The following is a 19,659-nucleotide window of genomic DNA, read 5'->3' as shown; positions in this document are numbered from 1 at the left end:
GAGGAGCAGGATCCTGGCGGAGCTGCTGCAGCGGATCAGCCGAGCGGCAACCCAGGAACCCAGGAACCCCAGGAACCCCAGGAACCTCAGGAACCTCAGGAACCTCACGGAACCGCACGGAACCGCACGGCGGAATCCGCTCCGCTGATCGAAGGCGGGCAGCGCCGGCGCACGATGAACCGGGCAACTCGAAGTAGTCGACGGAGGGCTCGCCGAATGTCGGGGCGGGCAGACAGAAAGGGCCGACTCGAGAGCCGGCCCTTCTGGTCACGCTACTGCCTGAGACAGTGCGACAGGATTACTCCCACTCGATGGTTCCCGGCGGCTTGCTCGTGACGTCGAGCACCACGCGGTTCACCCCGTCGACCTCGTTGGTGATTCGATTGCTGATCTTGGCCAGCAGGTCGTAGGGCAGGCGAGTCCAGTCGGCGGTCATGGCATCCTCGCTGGACACCGGGCGCAGCACGATCGGATGGCCGTAGGTGCGGCCGTCGCCCTGCACACCCACCGAGCGCACGTCTGCCAGGAGTACAACCGGGCATTGCCAGATCTCGCGGTCGAGACCGGCTGCGGTCAGCTCGAACCGAACGATCGCATCCGCTTGGCGCAGCAGATCGAGGCGCTCCTGAGTGATCGAACCGACGATGCGGATACCGAGGCCGGGGCCGGGAAAGGGCTGGCGTTGCACGATCTCGGCCGGCAGGCCGAGCTCGGCGCCAATCGCGCGCACCTCGTCCTTGAACAGGGTGCGCAGCGGCTCGACCAGCTCAAACTTGAGGTCGTCGGGCAGGCCCCCCACGTTGTGATGACTCTTGATGTTGGCGGTTCCGCTACCGCCGCCGGATTCGACAACGTCGGGGTAGAGCGTGCCCTGCACGAGGAAAGCAATCGGGTCGCCGTCGGTCTCCTTCGCCTCGAGTACGAGTTCGGCCTGGGCCTGCTCGAAGGTGCGGATGAACTCGCGGCCGATGATTTTGCGCTTGGTTTCCGGGTCGCTGACGCCGTCCAGTGCGGTGAGAAACTGCTCACGCACATCGACGGTGACCAGCCGAATACCGGTGGCCTTCACGTAGTCCTCTTCCACCTGGCGACGTTCGTCTTCGCGCAGTAGGCCGTGGTCGACGAAGACGCAGACCAGCTGGTCGCCGATGGCCTTGTGCACGAGGGCGGCGGCCACGGCGGAGTCAACCCCGCCGGAGAGCCCGCAGATGACCTTGCCGGTGCCGACCTGGGCGCGAATTTTCGCAACCTGCTCGGCGATGACGTTGCCGCTGTTCCAATCCGGGTTGATGCCGGCGGCGCGGTGCAGAAAGTTCTCGAGCACGTGCTGGCCGTTTTCGGAGTGCTTGACCTCGGGGTGCCATTGCACGCCGTAGAGCCGCTTGGCGTCATTGGCGAATGCAGCGACCGGGGTGGACGCCGAGGAGGCGAGCACGGTGAAGCCTGCCGGCGCCGTGGCGACCGAGTCGCCGTGGCTCATCCAGACCGTCTGACTGCCCGGCTGGTCGGCCAGAAGCACGTTGTCTCCGTTGCTCACGGTCACCGGGGTCGAGCCGTATTCGCGGGCACCGGTGTGGGCGACGGTGCCACCGAGAGCGGTAGCCATCACCTGAAAGCCGTAGCAAATGCCAAGCACGGGCACGCCAAGCTCGAAGATCGCCGCGTCGAAGGCGGGCGCACCCTCGGCGTAAACGCTGGACGGTCCACCGCTCAGCACGATGCCGCGTGGATTTTTGGCGAGCACCTCGGCGGCGGTAATCGTGTGCGGCACGATCTCCGAATACACGGATGCCTCACGCACGCGCCGGGCGATCAGCTGCGCGTACTGCGCACCGAAGTCGACCACGAGAACCGGGCGATCCAGCCCCGAGTCGGCCAACGTGGCATCCGTGGTGTCGACGAGCGCGCTCATGAACGCACCTCGGCGGCCTTCTTCGCTTCGAGCTGTTCGAGGGAACGTTTGACGCGGCGGGTCATGGGGCCTTCCAGGAAGAACGAGAGTGTGGGAATGATGCCGCCGAGCGCGATCAGCACGAAGAGCGGGAACGGCCAACGCATCAGGCTCCACAGACGGAAATCGGCGAACAGGTAGAGCACGTAGAACCAGCCGTGCACGATCAGGATGATGGTGCTCAGGTTGATCGCGGCGACGGTTCCGCGTGGAACGAAGGCGAGAAAACCCTCGGCGCCGTTCAGTTCGAGCTCGTAGCCGAGCACGAACTTGGCGTAGACCTCGGCGCACAGCAACAGCAGAAAGACACCGGTGATGATGGACGACACCTGGTAGAGCCGAAGCGCACCGGGGATTCGGGAAATATCGGCGGGCTTAGGTTCAAGTGGCATGGGGTAATTCTATGCGCCCGCGCTGGGAGAGCTTGCAGAGGCGGCTTCTGCCAGCGCGGCCTCCTCCTGCTCGCGTTCCACGGCGTCACGCACCAGGCGGTACCAGAGGAACACTGCGAACCCCGCGAAGACGACCCACTCGATGGCGTAGAAGACATTCAGCCAGTTCAGCGACTGGTCAACTTCGGGTACCGGAGAGTCGATAACGTCGAGGCCGGCCGGGGCAGCAGCGTCAACAATATAGGCGGAATACACCGACTGGTCGATGAAATCAGCCCACAGATTGATCAGAGCGGATGGCGCGACCTTGGTCAGCTCCATCGAGTCGCCCTCCGGGTCGGGCAGCTCAGGGGCCTCGCCAGTGAGAAAGCGTCCGGTCAGGGTGATCGAGGCATTCTCGGGCTGGGTCTGGAGCGCGGCGATGACGGCTTCGGCAGTCTCTTTGTCGGGAGCCCACCCGCGTGCGACGGCGATGCCGGCGGTGTCGGCATCCGTCTGAAAATGGCTGACCACCCAGTAGCCGAGAACGCCGCCGTTGAAGCGCTTCGTAACGAGCTGTTCGTCACCGGGTACCCAGCTTCCGTCGACGGTGACCATTTGGCCGGTTGCGACCTGCGCGATCCCGGCGTCGGGCTGCGCGATCTCGGCGAGGGGCTTTACCTGCTCGGTGCTGCGTTCCACCACCACGCCTGATTCAATGGCGCGGTCCAGCTGCCAGTGCCCGAGCAGGGCGAAGGCCGCGGCAATGCCGAGGGCCAGCAGCAGTGCGGCCACCCAACGGGGGCGCACCATCATTCTGATCACGAATAGTCACCTGTGTGGGTTTCTCGCCCGGGTTTGCGTACCGGTTTGTCGGCATCATCATCGTCGGGTTCGGGGGAACGCTGACCGAGAGCAAAATCCGCCATCGGATCCAGACCGGAATCGCCCGCATGGGAGCGTCGCGCTGGGTTTAGCGTATCGGCCGTTGGTTGGGAATTAGCCGAGTCGACAACCCGCTGGGCCGCACGACGGGTGTACTCGTCGGCATCCGCGGCTTGGGCTGCCGTCGCCGCTTCGACGAGGGCGATCTCCTCGTCGAGCATCGGGTTGTGCGGTGTGCGGGCGGCAACGGATGCCGGCACGCGGCGGCGCAGTGCCGACCCGATCTTCTCGGAATTCGCCGTGAACAGCGGTCCGATTATGGCCATGACCAAGACGTAGAGGCCGGCAAAGGGTTGCAGCCGAGAATCGAGCCCGGCCGACACCGAGAGGGTCGCCAGAATCAGCGTGAACTCTCCGCGGTTGACGAAGATCGCGGCGGTATTGAGGGCCTCGCGTGGCCCCATTTTGTGCAGCCAGGCCAGCAGCGCGCCCGTTCCGAGACTGAGCACAAAGGTCATCCCGATGGCAATCAGCACCACGCCGATGACCGAGCCAAATTCCGCCACGTCGAGGGCGAGGCCGAAGTTGAGAAAGAAGAATGCGGCGAAAATATCACGCAGCGGTACCGCGACGCGTTCGATTCTGGCCCGGTAGCTGCTCGCGCCGAGCACGACGCCGATCAGGAATGCGCCGATCGCGTCGGTGACGCCAATGATCTCGCCGATGCCGGCGAACAGCACCACGAGACCGAAGAACAGAATCGTGAACAGCTCATCATCTTTGGTGCGCATGAGGCGTGAGACCACGCGCCCACCCCAGCGGGCGAGTGAGAACATGGCCACGAGAAAAAGGAACGCGATGGAGAGTTGCAGCACGATCGGCCAGATCTCCGTTTTGCCGCTGAGCACAACGGAGACGATGGAGAGATAGATGGCGATGAAGATATCGCCGACGACGGTGACACCGAGGATCATCGGTGTCTCTCGGTTGGCGAGGCGTCGCAGCTCAATGAGCAGTTTGGTGATGATCGCACTGGACGATGTGCCGGTCATGCCCGCGATGACAAGGGCTTCACGCGGCCCCCACCCCACGAGCACGCCGAAAACGAAGCCGGCACCCATATTGATGAGCACCCAGGATCCACCGGAGATGATCAGAGTTCTGGCATTGCCGAAGAATTCTTCCTGGTCGAACTCGAGCCCGAGGCTGAAGAGCAGCAGAATCAGGCCGAAAACGGCGATGAGCTCAATGTCGGCGGACTGGAAATCAAGCGGGAAGAAGTCGGTGTTCGGGCTCGCGAGAACGCCCACAATCATGTAGATCGGGATGGTGGGGAGCCCGATCACCTTGCCCAGGCGGCCAAGAACGTAGGCGACGACGAGCAGAATCCCGAGAACGAGGAGGTCTTCGCCCAGGTGCATCGTTATCCCCCGGGTGGAGCGTCGACGGTCTTCGCCTTCACTTCACCCGTGCGGAAGAACGCGAAGGCTTTGACGACTTTTTCGGGGGAACCGGCCACAACGAGGGTGTCGCCCGGAAAGACCTTGAAGTCGGCGGCTGGAGCCGGGTTGGCCGATTCACCACGCACCACAGCAACCACGGTGAGGCCGGCGATTCCGCGGTCGGCCGGGTTGCCCAGAGCCTGGCCCGCAATGTGATCTTCATAATCCACGGTGAACCAGTCGATACTCAGGCCCGGGATCTGGTCGAGGGCGCTGAGCGACTCGGTGATCTGGGTACCGCCGAGCAGCTCGGCGAGGGTGTGCGCCTCGTCTTCGCTGAGTCGCAGTGACACCTTGCTGGCGTCGGGCCCGCCCTCATCGTCGGCGAACGTGATGAGGTCGCTGTGGCCGGAGCGGTGGGCGATGACGCCAACCTTGCCGCCGTCATCCGTGATGAAGGTGTGCAGCACACCCACGCCGGGGAGTTTGACCCGCCGAACATCAACCATTGTCATGACTCCTGAGGTTTAGGGGCAGTTCTCCTATTCTACCGGAGCCGCTTTTGCCCCCACGCCCGGCTGCCTGTGTTCGGCACCTCTGGGTTGTATCGCGGGGCTGTGGCGCGCGACGCGGAAGTTTCACTCAGGGTCAGCTGACGCGCACGATCTGCACGGTTACTTCTGCACCGGGCTCCGCCGCTGCCAGGAGCGAGTCGACGACCCGTCGGCCTGTTTCGCGGGCTGGCTGATCGGCGGTGGCCGCAATCTTCGCGGTGATTCGGGTGCCGCCTGAAGTTTGCTTGACCTCAACGAGGTCCGCACGGATAGGACTCCGGGTGAGGAGGCCGGCGGCGGCCGTCGACAGCTGGACGATCGGTGGCGACGGTGGAAAAATCTCAGCGACACCCGGAATAGCCAACAGCTGCGCCGCGAGGGCGCTGGAGTCGGGCGGGATGGTCATGTGGGGTCCTCGCTCTCCGTGATGATTGGACTCTCCGCGGTGATTTGACTCTCCGCGATGATGTGGTGAAGGTCATCGATGACAATGTTCACGGCAGCGACCCTCAGATCGGTGTGTTGCCGCAGTGCGTCGTGCACCCGGCCGCGAAGAACCTCGCTGAGATCCTGCGGGGAGCGACCCCACAATATGCTGGCCGTGATGGTGACCTGCACGGGCGCGTCGAGAGTTTCGGCGTCGCCATCGATGCGGCACCGGCCGATGACGACCCCGTCGATGCCATCACCGACCGACCGAACGAGTGCGCGCACAGCCCCCTCGGTAATGCTCAGGGTGACCTCAGGGTTGTCGTGGCGCAGGGGCAGGGATCGGCCCGAACGAACTTCCTGGGCGATGTTCGACATGATGGTCGTGATCCATGACTCCGGAGGGTCGGATTGTCTGCCGATGTCGCGGGCAATCAGATCTCGGGACAGTTGGGCGACATGATCCAATCCGTCCAGTGCGCTGAGACATTCCGGACATGTGTCGATGTCCGGGTTTGGGGGCAGGCGATCGGCGGCGAGGTAGGCGCTGAGCTCCTCAATCGTCTTCCCACAGTCCAGCCTGGTGGGAGTGTTCTCGGTCACCGCCATCCCTCCATCCGTGCGTAGATACTCGCTCTGGCCCGTGCCAGTTTGCCACGAACGGCCGAGGGTCTGATGCGTAGCTCCTCGGCAATCTGCTCATAGCTGAGGCCCGCGACTTCGCGCAGCAGCCAACACTGCCGTTGATCTTCGCTGACCGCCTCCAAAGCTGCGGCGAGTGCCCGCAGCTGGGCGTTTCGAATCACGACGCTCTCGGGTTGTAACTCTGGCGGAACAGCGCATTCTCGCTCCGGCACGGCACGATCGAATGGGCGCCCCCGAAGGCACGAGAGCGCCTGCCGGCTGGTGATCTTCATCAACCACGCCTTCACGGCAGCGGGATCGTGCAGGGTGGGCAGCTGTCGCCAGGCGATCAGGAAGGAGTCTTGTACGACATCGTCGGCGGCGCTGACCGATCCCAGCATTCGGGCAGCGAAGGCGCGCATCATCGGAGCGTGGCGGCGCACCAGAGTTTCGAAAGCCGCAACATCGCCGTCGGCGGCCCGCCCGACGAGCGTTCCGTCGGACACGTCCTCCCATGGGGAGTCCGCGCCGTCCTCACCGGTGGGGGCCATGTCCAAGACCAATCTGCAAGAAGTTAAACAAATTTGTGACGAATTCGGCTCGACGCGCGTCTTATCTGTAGAGCGAGAATACCGCTTGGATCCGGCACCACAAGGTGGCGGTGACACTTCTCACAGATTGAGTAATCATGGCCACCGAAACCCAGAACCCGTCCGGCACCTCCGCTACACCGGCCCAAAGCGGCACCCCTCGACCGTCGGGAGCGTCCATGTCGCGTGTCGATCACGCAGCCAATGCCTCAGGCACGAATTTAGATTCCTCGACTACGGGAAAAACAACCATCGCTGACGGCGTCGTCTCCAAGGTCGCCGGTATCGCTGCTCGCGCTGTTCCCGGCGTGTACGCCCTGGGCGGTGGGGGCGCCCGCGCTATGGGCGCGCTGCGCGACGCGTTCAACGCGACCGACCTCAGCCAGGGCATCAAGGTCGAAGTCGGCGAAACGCAGGCGGCAATCGATCTCACGTTGGTCGTCGAATATCCGGCGCCGATCCAGGAGGTCTGTGACAACGTGCGAGCAAGCGTTTCCGGAGCGATCAACACGCTGGTCGGTTTGGAAGTTGTCGAGGTGAATATCGCCGTCAACGACGTGCACCTTCCCGGTGAGGAAAGCACGCCCGAGGAGTCACGCGTCTCATGAGCGGCACCGTGACCGGCATTTTCTGCGGGGCCATCCTCGCCTTTGCCATCCTCCTCTTTGGGTTCTGGGGATTCCTTCTCGTGCTCGTGCTGATGGCCGTCGGCGCGCTGGTGGGTCGCTTCGCTTCCGGACAAATCGACACCCGCGGACTCGCGGACGCGTTCCGCGGTCGGCGCACGTCGTAATGGTCACGCAGACCCTTGCCCGGCACGGTGGCGCGCCTCCGCCGCGCGCCACCGTCGGGGCGACGCTGCGCCCCGGCCACACCGTCGTGCACGACCGGGTCATTCAGAAAATCGTCGAGGAAGCATCCGCCGCTGCCCTGGGAGTGGATCGGAGCAGAGTGACCGTGAGAATTTCCCCAGCGTTCGGGGGGATGGCCGTGACCATTTCGTCGGCCTTGCCCATTCCGCCGTTGAATGACGCACTGGCCGTTGCGGCAGCGGGCTCTATTCTGGAGCGCCTCGTAGAAACGCAAACGAGCCTGCAGAGGCGAATCTCCCGGATCGTCGGGCGGGACGTGACCCGGGTGAACATCACCGTCACCGGTGCGATCGTCAGCGAGCAGCGGAGGGTGAAATGAGCACACGCACGAGCACGAGCACGAGCACGAGCACAAGCACAAGCACAAGCACAAGCACAAGCACAAGCACAAGCACAAGCACAAGCACAAGCACCGCATTCCGGCGCATCGTTCGTCGGGAGACTCACTCTCCCCGCTCCGTGGCCATGGCCAGCGCCGTCGTTCTGGCCGTGGTGGCGCTGGCCTATGTTGGCACCGAGATCGTGCTCTCGCTGTTCTCGCAGCCCGGTCTTCTGCTTTCGCCCGCGGCGGCCGGCACTTGGTTGAGCGGCTTGCCGGATCAGCAGCCGGCGTGGGCGATCATCACCGTCGCGCTCCTACTGGCCCTACTCGGAGTGGTATTCATCGTGCTCGCCCTCACCCCGGGCAGGCTCCCGAAACACCAGCTGACCCGCACCGGACGTGTCGTCCTGGTCGATAACGCGGTGATCGCTGCTGCTCTCGCGCAACACGTCAGCGACCATACCGGGATCGCCCGCGACCGCGTCACCGTGGGAGTGTCGGGTCGTGTCGTCGATGTCGTGGTCACTCCCGACGCCGGCGTTCCCGTGCCGAACGAAAGGATTCGAGAGTTGATTGCGGCAGAGCTCGACGTCTACCAACTTGTCCGGCCGATCAAAACCCGGGTACGCACAGCGCAACAGCGCGAAGGAGCCCTCGCATGAACGACACCAACCGGTTTGTGAACCGTACGCTGTTGCTACTGATCGGTCTGGTCTTTCTTGCCATCGGCGCCGGCGTGGTTGCCGTCTTCGCGTGGCCTGCCGCCGCCGATTGGTGGTCCGCCGCGTCCACGTCCGCCCGGGCGTGGGTTGACGACGCGACCCGCCAGACCCTGATCGCGGGCAGCACGCTCAGCTGGGGCGCTGCCGGATCGCTTGCCGCCATCGCGCTGATCATCGTCTTGTTGATCATTGCTCTGGCTCGGCTCGGCGGCGGGCACACCCGCTCGCTCGTTCGCACGGGCGGTCAGGATAGTCCGGCCGGAAGGATCATCATCGATACCAGCTTTGCCTCCGATGCACTCCGAGCCTCACTCGACCACAGACCCGAGATCCTCTCGTCCCGCGTGTCCGTGGTCAACGTGCGCCGCGCCCCGATGATGCACCTCAGCGTCACTCCACGCCAAAATACGTCCCCCGGAGAGATCATCGATGACGTCGATCACCTTCTCGACAACCTGGCCGCGCTGACCGGTGCCGATATTCCCAGCTACCTGTCGATTCACACCGGTCTGCGGTCGAAGCTCGCTCGCGACCAGCGCCGAATCGCCTGACTGCCGAGCCGCCTAACTGCCGAGCCGCCTAACTGCCGAGCCGCCTAATCGCTAGGCGTCGGCTCGCTAGGCATCGGCTCGCTAGGCATCGGCGGAGGTGATGTCGGGGGCCTCGAGGCGCACCCGGTCGGCGGATTCATCGTCAGGCTCCTCCTGCGACGCTCGTTCGGCGGCCACCCGAGTGAGGTAGAAGCCGACCTCGCGCTCGATGCGTTCCTCGTCCCAGCCCAGCACACGAGCCATCAGCCGTGCGGCCACCGGGGCGGCCGAGACCCCACGGTCCCACGCCTCGATGGAAATCCGGGTGCGACGCGCGAGCACGTCTTCGAGGTGCAGGGCCCCCTCATGCGAAGCGGCGTAGACGACTTCGGCACCGATATAGTCGTCAGCTCCCGGCAGCGGTTCGGCGAGCGTCGGGTCGTCCCGAATGAGGTCAAGCAGCTCGTCGGTGAGGGTGCCGTAGCGGTTGAGCAGGTGTTCCACCCGCACGGTGTGCAGCCCGAATGCCCGAGCAATCTTGCCGCGCTTATTCCAGGCGGCCTGATAGCCCTCCGCCCCGAGCAGGGGGATGTCCTTGGTCGCCGAGGCGGGAATGCGGCCGTCGAGGGCCGACACCGCGGCGTTCACCGCGTCCTGTGCCATGATGCGGTAGGTGGTCCATTTGCCGCCGGCGATCACGACGAGGCCCGGCACCGAGTGCCCGACGAGGTGTTCGCGGGAGAGCTTGGAGGTTTGGTCACTCTCGCCGGCCAGCAGCGGTCGGAGGCCGGCGTAAACACCCTCCACATCTTCTCTGGTGAGCGGAACGCTCAGCACCGAGTTGATGTGCTCGAGAATGTAGTCGATGTCGGCTGCCGTCGCGGCCGGGTGCGCCTTGTCGAGATGCCAGTCGGTATCGGTCGTGCCGATGAGCCAGTGTCGACCCCACGGAATGACGAACAATACGCTTTTTTCGGTGCGCAAGAGCAGCCCCATGGCGGACTGGAACCGGTCGCGCGGCACCACGAGGTGCACTCCCTTCGACGCCCGCACCTTGAAGGTGCCGCGTTCGCCGACCATGCGCTGGGTGTCGTCGGTCCAGACACCGGTCGCGTTCACAACCTGCTTGGCCCGCACCTCAAAGTGTTCGTCGGTCTGCAAGTCGTGGGCACGCACGCCCACGACGCGCTCGCCCACCTTGATGAATCCCTCGACCCGCACCCGGTTGGCGGCGTGTGCGCCGTAGAACGAGGCGGTGCGCACGAGCGTTGACACGTATCGTGCGTCGTCGACCTGGCCGTCGTAGTAGGTGATACCGCCTACCAGGGCATCGTTGGCGAGGCTCGGCATGAGTTTCTGCACCTGGCGCTTCGACAGGTGGCGGTGGTGCGGCACGCCGGGCGGGCGACCGCCGGTGTACGAGAAGATGTCATAGAGCAGCATTCCGGCGCCCACGTAGAACCGTTCGGTGAAACGCTTTTTCAGCGGGTAGAGAAACCGTACCGGCTTCACCAAGTGCGGCGCGATGCGCTGCAGCAGGAGGCCTCGTTCGGTGAGCGCTTCGCGCACCAGACGAAAGTCGAGCTGCTCCAAATAGCGGATGCCGCCGTGCACGAGTTTGGACGATCGGCTGGACGTGCCCGACGCCCAATCCCGTGCTTCCAGAATGCCCACGCTCAATCCGCGGGTGACGGCATCGAGGGCGGCGCCGGCGCCGACGATACCACCGCCCACGACGAGAATGTCGAGTTCTTTGTCTTTAAGCTTGGCGAGAGCGGCAACCCGCTCCTCCGGCCCCAATTTTGTGGACCGGGTGACCGATTTGTGGGAGGCCATTGCTACTCCTGTTCAGACTCAGTGTTTAGACGAGAGGTCAGGGCGTGCTGCGACAACATTATGGCGGGTAGTGACGGGAGGTACTGTCTTCGACGCTAGTTCACTCGGTACGGCGCGACAACCACTTCAACCCGTTGAAATTCTTTGAGATCGGAGTAGCCCGTGGTGGCCATTGACCGACGCAGCGCGCCGATCAGGTTGGCGGTTCCGTCGGCGACCGGTGCCGGGCCGTAAAGAATCTCTTCGAGGGGCGCAACGCTGCCCACCTCGACGCGCTTGCCGCGCGGCAGTTGCGGGTGGTGAGCTTCGGCGCCCCAGTGGAATCCGCCGCCGGGCGCGTCCGTTGCCCGGGCGAGGGCGGTACCGAGCATGACGGCGTCGGCGCCGCAGGCGACGGCCTTGACGATGTCGCCGGAGGTGCCGAGCCCGCCGTCGGCGATGACGTGCACGTAACGGCCGCCGGATTCGTCCATGTAGTCGCGGCGAGCGCCCGCGACATCCGCTACGGCCGTGGCCATGGGAGCGTGAATGCCGAGAGTCGCGCGGGTGGTGGAGGCTGCGCCGCCACCGAATCCGACCAAAACGCCGGCGGCTCCGGTGCGCATGAGGTGCAGGGCCGCCGTGTAGGTGGCTGCACCACCGACGATGACGGGCACGTCGAGCTCGTAAATGAACTTCTTGAGGTTGAGCGGTTCCTGGTTCTGGGAGACATGCTCGGCCGACACCGTGGTACCGCGAATCACGAACAGGTCGACGCCGGCGGCAACGACGGTTTCGTAGAGTTCCTGGGTGCGCTGGGGTGACAGCGCACCGGCCACGGTAACGCCGCCGGCGCGAATTTCGGCCAGGCGGGCGGTGACCAGCTCGGGCTGGATCGGTGCGGAGTACATCTCCTGCATGCGAGCCGTCGCCTTGTCGGCGGGCAGACTGCGAATTTCGGCGAGCAGCGGCTCGGGATTCTCATGCCGGGTCCACAACCCCTCGAGGTCGAGCACTCCGACGCCGCCGAGCTGGCCCATCATGATCGCCGTCGTGGGAGACACCACGGAGTCCATGGGAGCGGCGAGCACCGGAATGGCGAACTGGTAGGCGTCGATGCTCCAGCCGACCGATACGTCCTCCGGGTCGCGGGTGCGCCGACTGGGCACCACCGCGATGTCGTCAAAGGCGTATACGCGGCGAGCGCGCTTGGAACGGCCGATCTCGATTTCCATGACTCCAGTTTAGACGGAGCCACCGACCTTCCCTTTTCAAGCGGATGCCCAGTCCCCGGAGCGGGCGGACCGCCCCGGGGTCTTCAGGCACCGACCTAACGACGGTAGTTCGGCGCCTCAACCACGATCTGCACGTCGTGCGGGTGCGATTCCTTGAGCCCAGCGGGCGTGATGCGCACGAACTTGCCGTTTTGCTTGAGCTCGGCAATGGTGCGGGCGCCCACATAAAACATGGACTGGCGCAGGCCACCGATGAGCTGGTAGGCCACGGCAGCGAGGGGACCGCGGAACGGAACCTGGCCCTCGATGCCCTCGGGAATGAGCTTCTCGTCGTTCGGCACGTCGCTCTGAAAGTAACGGTCCTTGGAATAGGACGTTTTCGAGCCGCGAGTCTGCAGCGCACCGAGCGAACCCATACCGCGGTAGGTCTTGAACTGCTTACCGTTGACGAACACGAGTTCACCGGGGCTTTCGGTGCACCCGGCCAGCAGCGAGCCGAGCATCACGGTGTCGGCTCCGGCCACGAGGGCCTTGGCGATGTCACCGGAATACTGCAGTCCACCGTCGGCGATCACGGGAATACCCGTTTCGCGCGCGGCCAGCGAGGCCTGGTAGACGGCAGTGATCTGGGGAACGCCGACGCCAGCCACGATGCGGGTGGTGCAGATGGAGCCGGGACCCACGCCCACCTTGATGGCGTCGGCGCCCGCGTCGATGAGTGCCTGGGCGCCCGAGCGGGTCGCCACGTTGCCGCCGATCACGTCGACGTCGTTGAAGGCCTTGTCTGATTTGAGACGACGGATAATGTCGAGCACCCCGGCGCTGTCACCGTTGGCGGTGTCCACCACGAGCACGTCCACCCCGGATTCCAGCAGTGCGGTCGCACGCTGCCAGGCATCACCGAAGAAGCCGATGGCGGCGCCGACGCGCAGGCGTCCGCCGTCATCCTTGGTAGCGAGAGGGTATTCCTCGCTCTTGTCGAAGTCTTTCACGGTGATCAGGCCGGTGAGCTTGCCGTTGGCGTCGATCAGGGGGAGCTTTTCGATCTTGTGCCTGGCGAAGATCGCGAGTGCGTCTTCGGGGGCCATCCCGACCTTGCCGGTGATCAGCGGGGACGTGGTCATGACCTCGCGCACCCGGGTCAGCGCCTTCTTGGCGTGGGGCACGAAGCGCATGTCACGATTGGTGATGATTCCCACGAGAATGCCGTCACTGTCGACGACGGGCAGACCGCTCACTCGGAACTGGCCGCAGAGAGCGTCAACCTCGGCCACGGTGGCGTCGGGCGATGTGGTGACCGGATTGGTGATCATTCCGGATTCGCTGCGCTTGACCAGGTCGACCTGTTCGGCCTGGTCGCCGATCGAGAGGTTGCGGTGCAGAATACCCAGGCCGCCCTCGCGGGCCATTGCGATGGCCATGCGGGTCTCGGTAACGGTGTCCATAGCGCTGGACAACAACGGCAGTGACACGTCGATTCGCCGGGTCAACCGGGATTTGGTGACCGCCTCACTGGGAATAACGTCGGTGTGCCCCGGTAGGAGCAGCACGTCGTCGTAGGTGAGCCCGGTGAAACCGAACGGATCTGGCTGATCCATGAAACCCCTTATCTATAGCTAAAAACAGAAAATTGTCCGGCAAAACTCGCGAATTAACCGGTCCTTCAATGTTAAGCGTGTTTGGGCTCATCACATTCCGCCCACGAAACGCGAGTTGGTGCGGAGTTTCGAAACATATAGGACATAATCGGCACGTACTCTCAACAACGAAGTTGACAGTAGTTACCCGGCGCCCGCCCGGTTACCCACCGGTCGGCACCAACATGGAGGTCCCGTGAAGTCCACTCTTACGGCTGCGAGATACGTTCCCAGGGTGCTCGCCATCCTGCTACTGACGCTTCTGGCAGCCCTCACCATGGCCACTTTCTCGGTGAGCAGCGCCCACGCCGATGAGGTGGGTACCGAATACGACTACACGGTCACCGGCAACGTGCAGTTCAACGGCGACGCCCTCGACGGCGTGGCCATCGCCCTCAACGGCAATGGTTACAAGGCCGACACCGTGACGGATGCTGATGGCAAGTGGGCCATCGGAGTGCCGGAGAAGGGCACCTACAAGGTGACCCTTGACGAAGACACCCTGCCCGACGGCGTCATCGTCGCCAAGGGCGGCAACGTGATCGACGCCGAGTTCGGCCTGACCAACCGCAAATCGGTCAACTTCTTCCTCGGTGAAGGCACCCGCAGCACGGTGAACTTCTTCGACCAATTCGTCAACCGGTTCGTGAACGGCCTGAACTTCGGCCTGCTCCTGGCCCTCGCGGCGATCGGGGTGTCACTGATCTTCGGCACCACCGGACTCAGCAACTTCGCCCACGCTGAGATGATCACGTTCGGCGCGCTGGCAACCCTCGTGCTGTCCGTGAACCTTGGCCTGCCGATCTGGCTGGCCATCCTCATCGCCGTGGTATTAAGCGGCGGGCTCGGCTTCGGCCTCGATGCGGTCATCTGGAAGCCCCTGCGCCGCAAGGGCGTTGCCGTGATCCCACTCATGATCGTGAGCATCGGGTTGTCGTTGGCCCTGCGGTACGTGTACCAATACTTCTTTGGCGGCAGCACGAGCCAGCTCCCCGGCGCCGGTATGAGAGACCTCCAGTTCGGTCCGGTGTCGCTGTCACCGATCGACATGGCCAGCATGGGAGTCAGCATTGTCGTTCTGCTCGCCGTGGCATATTTTCTGCTGCGCACCCGCATCGGCAAGGCCACTCGCGCTGTCTCCGACAACCCGAGCCTCGCCTCTGCGAGCGGCATCGACGTCGACAACGTCATCCGCATCGTCTGGGTGGTCGGTGCAGCCCTGGCCGGGCTCAGCGGCGTGCTCTGGGCCTATTTTCGCCCCGGCGTCAGCTGGGACATGGGCTTTCAAATGCTGCTCCTCGTCTTCGCCGCGGTCACGCTCGGCGGCCTCGGCACGGCTTTCGGAGCCCTCGTCGGCTCCATCATCGTCGGGCTGTTCGTTGAGCTTTCGACGCTGTGGCTTCCGTCCGACATGAAGATCGTCGGCGCCCTCGTAATTTTGATCCTGGTGCTGCTGTTTCGACCGCAGGGCATCCTGGGTCGCAAAGAGAGAATTGGTTAGGGGTTCACATGGACTGGGGAGCAATCTTTGGCAACGCAGCTGTCGAGCTGATCAGCCCGACCACCGCCGCGTATGCACTCGCCGCCCTCGGGCTGGCCGTGCACTTCGGCTATACCGGCCTGCTGAACTTCGGCCAGGCCGGCTTCATGGCTCTCGGAGCCTACGGCTATGCGATCTCGATCCTGACCTTCGGGTTTCCGGTCTGGGGAGCTTTTCTCGTTGGGGTGGGAGCATCCATTGTCTTCGCGTTGATTTTGGGTGTTCCCACCCTGCGACTGCGCGCCGACTATCTGGCCATCGTCACGATCGCAGCCGCGGAAATCGTGCGGCTGCTGTTCACGACGAACACCTTCGCCGACGTCACCGGCTCGGCCAACGGCCTGAGCGGTTACAAGAACGAGTTCGCGGCGCTCAACCCCTTGGCGCCGGGAAGCTACGGATTCGGACCGTTTGAGAACAACGCCTACGACACCTGGCTGCGCATCGTGGCCTGGTCCATCGTGATCCTCGCTGCCCTGCTGGTCTGGCAGATCATGCGCAGTCCCTGGGGCCGCGTCATCAAGGGCATCCGCGAAGACGAAGATGCCGTGCGCGCCCTCGGCAAGAACGTGTACGCCTACAAAATGCAGTCGCTCATCCTGGGTGGCGTCTTCGGCACTATCGCCGGCATGATCTTCGCCCTGCCGCGAGCCGTCGTACCGTCCAATTATCAGACCACCCTGACATTCTTCATCTACGCCATCCTGCTGCTTGGCGGTGCGGCTACCGTGCTCGGCCCGATCATCGGATCGATGATCTTCTGGGTGCTGCTCTCCTTCTTCTCGGGTTTTGTCGCCCGCGCCGTGGAGGCCGGCTGGTTGCCGTTCATGACTTCGGTTCAGGGCGGTCAATTGCGTTTCATCCTGGTGGGAGTGGCGATCATGCTCATCGTCATCTTCAGACCGCAAGGCATCTTCGGAAATAAGAAGGAGTTGGCTTTTGTCCGCTAACGCTATTCCTCTCGATTCGTCGGCTCCCCTGGAGCCGCCAGTCCCCACCCAGAAGCCGATCAAAACGACCGGCCTGCACGTCGGCGATGCCGAACCGGGCTGCCGCAAGGTCGACCCGATCCTGGTCGTCGACAACGTACGGCGCACCTTTGGCGGTCTCACCGCCGTCGACGTCGACCACGTCGAGGTTCCCCGCGGCGCCATCACCGCGCTGATCGGTCCCAACGGTGCAGGCAAAACGACGCTATTCAACCTCCTGACCGGTTTCGACAAGCCCGACGAGGGCACATGGACGTTCGACGGGCGTTCGCTCGCCGGCGTTCCCGCCTACAAGGTCGCCCGCATGGGGCAGATCCGCACCTTCCAGCTCACGAAGGCCCTCGGCCTGCTCACGGTCATGGATAACATGCTGCTCGGTGCCAAGGGACAGACCGGCGAGAATCTGTTCCGCGCCCTGCTGCCGTTTCTCTGGCGCAATCAGGAGGCAGACAACCGGGTCAAGGCGCTTGATCTGCTCACCCGGTTCAAGCTCGATGCCAAGAAAGACGACTACGCGGCGAGTCTCTCCGGCGGGCAGCGCAAGCTGCTGGAAATGGCCCGTGCGCTGATGAGCGACCCTACCCTGGTGATGCTCGATGAGCCGATGGCCGGCGTCAACCCGGCTCTCACGCAGTCGCTGCTCGACCACATTCTCAACCTCAAGTCCCAGGGCATGACCGTTCTCTTTGTGGAGCACGACATGCACATGGTGCGTCACATCGCCGACTGGGTGATCGTGATGGCCGAGGGCAAGGTGGTGGCCGAGGGCGACCCACACGAGGTCATGAAAGACCCGGCCGTGATCGACGCTTACCTCGGTCAGCACCACGACGAGGACATCGGCGAAGACCCCGATGCCGAAACCGAACACGTTTCCGCAGTGAAGGAGTTGCTCGATGACGAACGCTAGCCCGCAGGCCGCACCGGCCCCCTCCCCCTCCCGCGACGCCGTCGTCGAGGTCAAGAACGTCACGGCCGGTTATGTCACCGGCGTGAACATTTTGAATTCCTGCTCCCTCACCGCCTACGACGGCGAGCTCATCGGCATCATCGGCCCGAACGGCGCCGGCAAGTCGACGCTGCTCAAATCGATCTTCGGCCAGGTGAAGGTGCGCGAGGGCGAGATTCTGCTGCGCGGCAAAAACATCACCAACCTCAAAGCGAACAAGCTGGTCGCCCAGGGCGTCGGCTTTGTGCCGCAGAACAACAACGTTTTTCCCACGCTGACCATTCGGGAGAACCTCGAAATGGGCATCTTTCAGCGACCCAAGGGCCTCGTGGAACGCCTCGAGTTCGTCACCGAGATCTTTCCCGAGCTGGGCAAGCGCATGTCGCAGCGCGCGGGTTCGCTCTCGGGTGGCGAACGCCAGATGGTCGCCATGAGCCGAGCACTCATGATGGGACCGCACGTGCTGCTGCTCGACGAGCCGAGCGCCGGCCTCTCCCCGGTGCGCCAGGATGAGGCCTTTCTTCGGGTGAAGGAAATTAACAAGGCCGGAGTGACCACGATCATGGTCGAGCAGAACGCCCGTCGCTGCCTGCAGATCTGCGACCGCGGTTACGTGCTCGACCAGGGCCGCGACGCCTACACCGGCACCGGACGTGAGCTTCTGAACGACCCCAAGGTGATCGGCCTGTACCTCGGCACCCTCGGGCAGGATTAGCCCGCTGAACCGTACCTGCAGCTTGCCAGCCGAGACAGACGGCATCGACGGCGAAGTCAACGCCGCCGATTGGGCAGAAAAGGGCCCCGACCGAAGCCGGGGCCCTTCACGCAGTGTGACTAGCTGATGCGCAGTGTGACTAGCTGATGCGCAGTGTGACTAGTTGATGCGAACGTACGTGTTATCGGCCTGGTACTGGTACAGGCCGATGGTCGCCTCGGTCGGGTCGCCGTTCTCGTCGAACGTGATCGGACCGGAGAAGCCGTCGTAGTCAACCTGTTCTCCGTCGGCCAGTGCCTTAGCGGCGGTCGCGAAGTCGGTGACCTTGGTCCCGTCGCCGGTTCCGCCAGAAACCTGGCGGAGATAGCTGGCGATGGAGGTACCGGATACGTCGTTGCCCGCGTAAGCGGCCATGGCGATCAGGATCACGGCGTCGTACGACTCAGCGGCGTAGCTGTAGTCGGTCAGCGTCGGGTTGATTTCCTTCAGGCGATCGGTGAAATCGCCCAGCGTTCCCACGTCAAGCCCGGGCAGCGTGCCCTTGGCTCCGGTGATGAGGTCGGCGGCGAAGTCGGGGCTGTAGTCCTTCAGGTTACCGTCAACGAAGTAGAGCTGGCCACCCGGAAAACCGCCGGCGACCAGGTCGGGCACGATGATCTTGGACTGGTCGAACGTGATCAGCGCGATCGCGTCGGGAGCTGCCGCGGTAACGTCGGCAATCTGCGAGGCGAAGTTGGACTCCCCCTCGTTGAACAGCGACTCGGCGACAACTTCTCCGCCAGCCGCCTCAAACGCCGTGCGGGTGGCCTTGGCCAGGCCGGTGCCGTAGGCATCGTTGAGCACGATCAGTCCGAGAGTGGCGTTGCCGTCATCGGCGATCTGGTTTCCGAGGACCTCGCCCTGAAGCAGGTCGGAGGGAGCGGTGCGCCAGTACAGGCCCTTGTCGTCGTAGGTCGTGAAGTCCGGCGAGGTGTTGGCCGGTGAGAACTGCACGACCCCGGCGCCGGTGATCTTGTCGATCACGGTCTTGGAGACACCCGAGGAAGCCGCACCGACGATCGCCGTGACGTCCTGCGAGAGAAGGTCGGTCACGGAGGGGGTCGCGGTGTCGGTCGTGGTATCGCCCGAGTCGCGGAAGATCGCCTCAACGTTGATGCCGAGTCCGGCCGCATTGATGTCGTTGACGGCGAGCTGAACGCCGGCTTCTTCGGGCGGGCCGAGGAAGGCCAGCGCACCACTCTGCGGGAGGATGGTGCCGATTTTCAGGGACAGATCGCGAGCACCGGACTCAACCGGTTTGAAGTCGGCGGCATCCGCCGACGGTGACGCAGAATCGCTCGGCGTCGTAGCCGCACCATTGCTGCAGCCGGTGAGCAGTAGTGCGCTCACGCCGACGAGTGCGACACCGGTAACGAGGGTACGAACTGAGCGGGAGGCCGAGGCCTTCGCGAATACGCTCATGTTGCTCCTTGATGGTTGTGGTAAGT

At 64.0% G+C, this 19,659-nt stretch carries 21 protein-coding genes; 9 read left to right on the top strand and 12 right to left on the bottom strand.

Annotated elements, in window-relative coordinates; translation table 11 throughout:
- Positions 1 to 298 precede the first annotated feature (298 nt).
- From guaA to QMK22_RS00720, 8 genes are all read right to left on the bottom strand, one after another.
- Positions 299 to 1,912 (bottom strand): glutamine-hydrolyzing GMP synthase, encoded by a 1,614-nt coding sequence (gene guaA, locus QMK22_RS00755; RefSeq protein WP_283495711.1) that lies wholly within the window; start codon positions 1,910 to 1,912, stop codon positions 299 to 301.
- Complete coding sequence (locus QMK22_RS00750) at positions 1,909 to 2,343, bottom strand: DUF3817 domain-containing protein (RefSeq protein WP_283495710.1); 435 nt, start codon at positions 2,341 to 2,343, stop codon at positions 1,909 to 1,911. The genes guaA and QMK22_RS00750 overlap by 4 nt, the downstream gene beginning before the upstream one ends.
- 9 nt (positions 2,344 to 2,352) lie before the next feature.
- Entirely contained in the window at positions 2,353 to 3,138 is a 786-nt protein-coding gene (locus tag QMK22_RS00745) for an SURF1 family protein (RefSeq protein WP_283496031.1), read from the bottom strand.
- Positions 3,139 to 3,143: 5 nt separating this feature from the next.
- The gene (locus QMK22_RS00740; RefSeq protein WP_283495709.1) at positions 3,144 to 4,628 is read right to left on the bottom strand and encodes a cation:proton antiporter; all 1,485 of its coding nucleotides are present in this window, start codon (positions 4,626 to 4,628) and stop codon (positions 3,144 to 3,146) included.
- Positions 4,629 to 4,630: 2 nt separating this feature from the next.
- Positions 4,631 to 5,164: a cation:proton antiporter regulatory subunit gene (locus QMK22_RS00735; RefSeq protein WP_283495708.1), complete on the bottom strand. Its 534-nt coding sequence runs from the start codon at positions 5,162 to 5,164 to the stop codon at positions 4,631 to 4,633.
- 133 nt (positions 5,165 to 5,297) lie between these two features.
- Positions 5,298 to 5,609 (bottom strand): hypothetical protein, encoded by a 312-nt coding sequence (locus QMK22_RS00730; protein WP_283495707.1) that lies wholly within the window; start codon positions 5,607 to 5,609, stop codon positions 5,298 to 5,300.
- Positions 5,606 to 6,235 (bottom strand): Asp23/Gls24 family envelope stress response protein, encoded by a 630-nt coding sequence (locus tag QMK22_RS00725; RefSeq protein ID WP_283495706.1) that lies wholly within the window; start codon positions 6,233 to 6,235, stop codon positions 5,606 to 5,608. The genes QMK22_RS00730 and QMK22_RS00725 overlap by 4 nt, the downstream gene beginning before the upstream one ends.
- Positions 6,232 to 6,807 carry an RNA polymerase sigma factor gene (locus QMK22_RS00720; protein WP_283495705.1) on the bottom strand — a complete coding sequence of 192 codons (576 nt, stop codon included), beginning with the start codon at positions 6,805 to 6,807 and terminating at the stop codon, positions 6,232 to 6,234. The genes QMK22_RS00725 and QMK22_RS00720 overlap by 4 nt, the downstream gene beginning before the upstream one ends.
- A 137-nt stretch (positions 6,808 to 6,944) precedes the next feature.
- Between QMK22_RS00720 and QMK22_RS00715 the strand changes: the two genes are divergently transcribed.
- The 5 genes from QMK22_RS00715 to QMK22_RS00695 all read left to right on the top strand — a co-directional run bounded on the left by QMK22_RS00715 (position 6,945) and on the right by QMK22_RS00695 (position 9,313).
- On the top strand, positions 6,945 to 7,454 hold the full coding sequence (locus QMK22_RS00715; RefSeq protein ID WP_502856790.1) for an Asp23/Gls24 family envelope stress response protein: 510 nt from the start codon (positions 6,945 to 6,947) through the stop codon (positions 7,452 to 7,454).
- The gene (locus tag QMK22_RS00710; protein WP_283495704.1) at positions 7,451 to 7,639 is read left to right on the top strand and encodes a DUF2273 domain-containing protein; all 189 of its coding nucleotides are present in this window, start codon (positions 7,451 to 7,453) and stop codon (positions 7,637 to 7,639) included. The genes QMK22_RS00715 and QMK22_RS00710 overlap by 4 nt, the downstream gene beginning before the upstream one ends.
- Positions 7,639 to 8,037, top strand: a complete 399-nt coding sequence (locus QMK22_RS00705) for an NTP pyrophosphohydrolase (protein ID WP_283495703.1) — start codon at positions 7,639 to 7,641, stop codon at positions 8,035 to 8,037. The genes QMK22_RS00710 and QMK22_RS00705 overlap by 1 nt, the downstream gene beginning before the upstream one ends.
- Positions 8,038 to 8,183: 146 nt before the next feature.
- Entirely contained in the window at positions 8,184 to 8,702 is a 519-nt protein-coding gene (locus QMK22_RS00700; protein WP_283496029.1) for a DUF6286 domain-containing protein, read from the top strand.
- Positions 8,699 to 9,313, top strand: a complete 615-nt coding sequence (locus tag QMK22_RS00695; RefSeq protein ID WP_283495702.1) for a hypothetical protein — start codon at positions 8,699 to 8,701, stop codon at positions 9,311 to 9,313. Before QMK22_RS00700 ends, QMK22_RS00695 begins: the two co-directional genes overlap by 4 nt.
- An 81-nt stretch (positions 9,314 to 9,394) precedes the next feature.
- Here the strand turns inward: QMK22_RS00695 and QMK22_RS00690 are convergent, their stop codons facing one another.
- The 3 genes from QMK22_RS00690 to guaB form a co-directional block, all read right to left on the bottom strand.
- Positions 9,395 to 11,128, bottom strand: coding sequence for a glycerol-3-phosphate dehydrogenase/oxidase (locus QMK22_RS00690; RefSeq protein WP_283495701.1), 1,734 nt, complete (start codon positions 11,126 to 11,128; stop codon positions 9,395 to 9,397).
- A gap of 95 nt (positions 11,129 to 11,223) precedes the next feature.
- Positions 11,224 to 12,342: a GuaB3 family IMP dehydrogenase-related protein gene (locus tag QMK22_RS00685; RefSeq protein WP_283495700.1), complete on the bottom strand. Its 1,119-nt coding sequence runs from the start codon at positions 12,340 to 12,342 to the stop codon at positions 11,224 to 11,226.
- Between the two features lie 95 nt (positions 12,343 to 12,437).
- A complete protein-coding gene (guaB, locus tag QMK22_RS00680) occupies positions 12,438 to 13,940 on the bottom strand; it encodes an IMP dehydrogenase (RefSeq protein ID WP_283495699.1) in 1,503 nt (500 codons plus the stop codon).
- 316 nt (positions 13,941 to 14,256) lie between these two features.
- On the opposite strand from guaB, the gene QMK22_RS00675 reads away from it, so the two are divergent.
- From QMK22_RS00675 to QMK22_RS00660, 4 genes are read left to right on the top strand one after another with little or no spacing between them, the layout of a single operon-like run.
- Complete coding sequence (locus QMK22_RS00675) at positions 14,257 to 15,480, top strand: branched-chain amino acid ABC transporter permease (protein ID WP_283496028.1); 1,224 nt, start codon at positions 14,257 to 14,259, stop codon at positions 15,478 to 15,480.
- 8 nt (positions 15,481 to 15,488) lie between these two features.
- On the top strand, positions 15,489 to 16,469 hold the full coding sequence (locus tag QMK22_RS00670) for a branched-chain amino acid ABC transporter permease (RefSeq protein WP_283495698.1): 981 nt from the start codon (positions 15,489 to 15,491) through the stop codon (positions 16,467 to 16,469).
- A gap of 58 nt (positions 16,470 to 16,527) precedes the next feature.
- Positions 16,528 to 17,418: an ABC transporter ATP-binding protein gene (locus QMK22_RS00665; RefSeq protein ID WP_283496027.1), complete on the top strand. Its 891-nt coding sequence runs from the start codon at positions 16,528 to 16,530 to the stop codon at positions 17,416 to 17,418.
- Complete coding sequence (locus QMK22_RS00660; RefSeq protein WP_283495697.1) at positions 17,405 to 18,172, top strand: ABC transporter ATP-binding protein; 768 nt, start codon at positions 17,405 to 17,407, stop codon at positions 18,170 to 18,172. The genes QMK22_RS00665 and QMK22_RS00660 overlap by 14 nt, the downstream gene beginning before the upstream one ends.
- Positions 18,173 to 18,331: 159 nt before the next feature.
- Here QMK22_RS00660 and QMK22_RS00655 read toward each other — a convergent pair whose 3' ends face one another.
- On the bottom strand, positions 18,332 to 19,633 hold the full coding sequence (locus QMK22_RS00655) for an ABC transporter substrate-binding protein (RefSeq protein ID WP_283495696.1): 1,302 nt from the start codon (positions 19,631 to 19,633) through the stop codon (positions 18,332 to 18,334).
- Positions 19,634 to 19,659 lie beyond the last annotated feature (26 nt).

The organism is Cryobacterium sp. PH29-G1 (assembly GCF_030063365.1).
Taxonomy (GTDB): domain Bacteria; phylum Actinomycetota; class Actinomycetes; order Actinomycetales; family Microbacteriaceae; genus Cryobacterium.
This window is presented reverse-complemented; position numbering and strand designations above follow the sequence as displayed.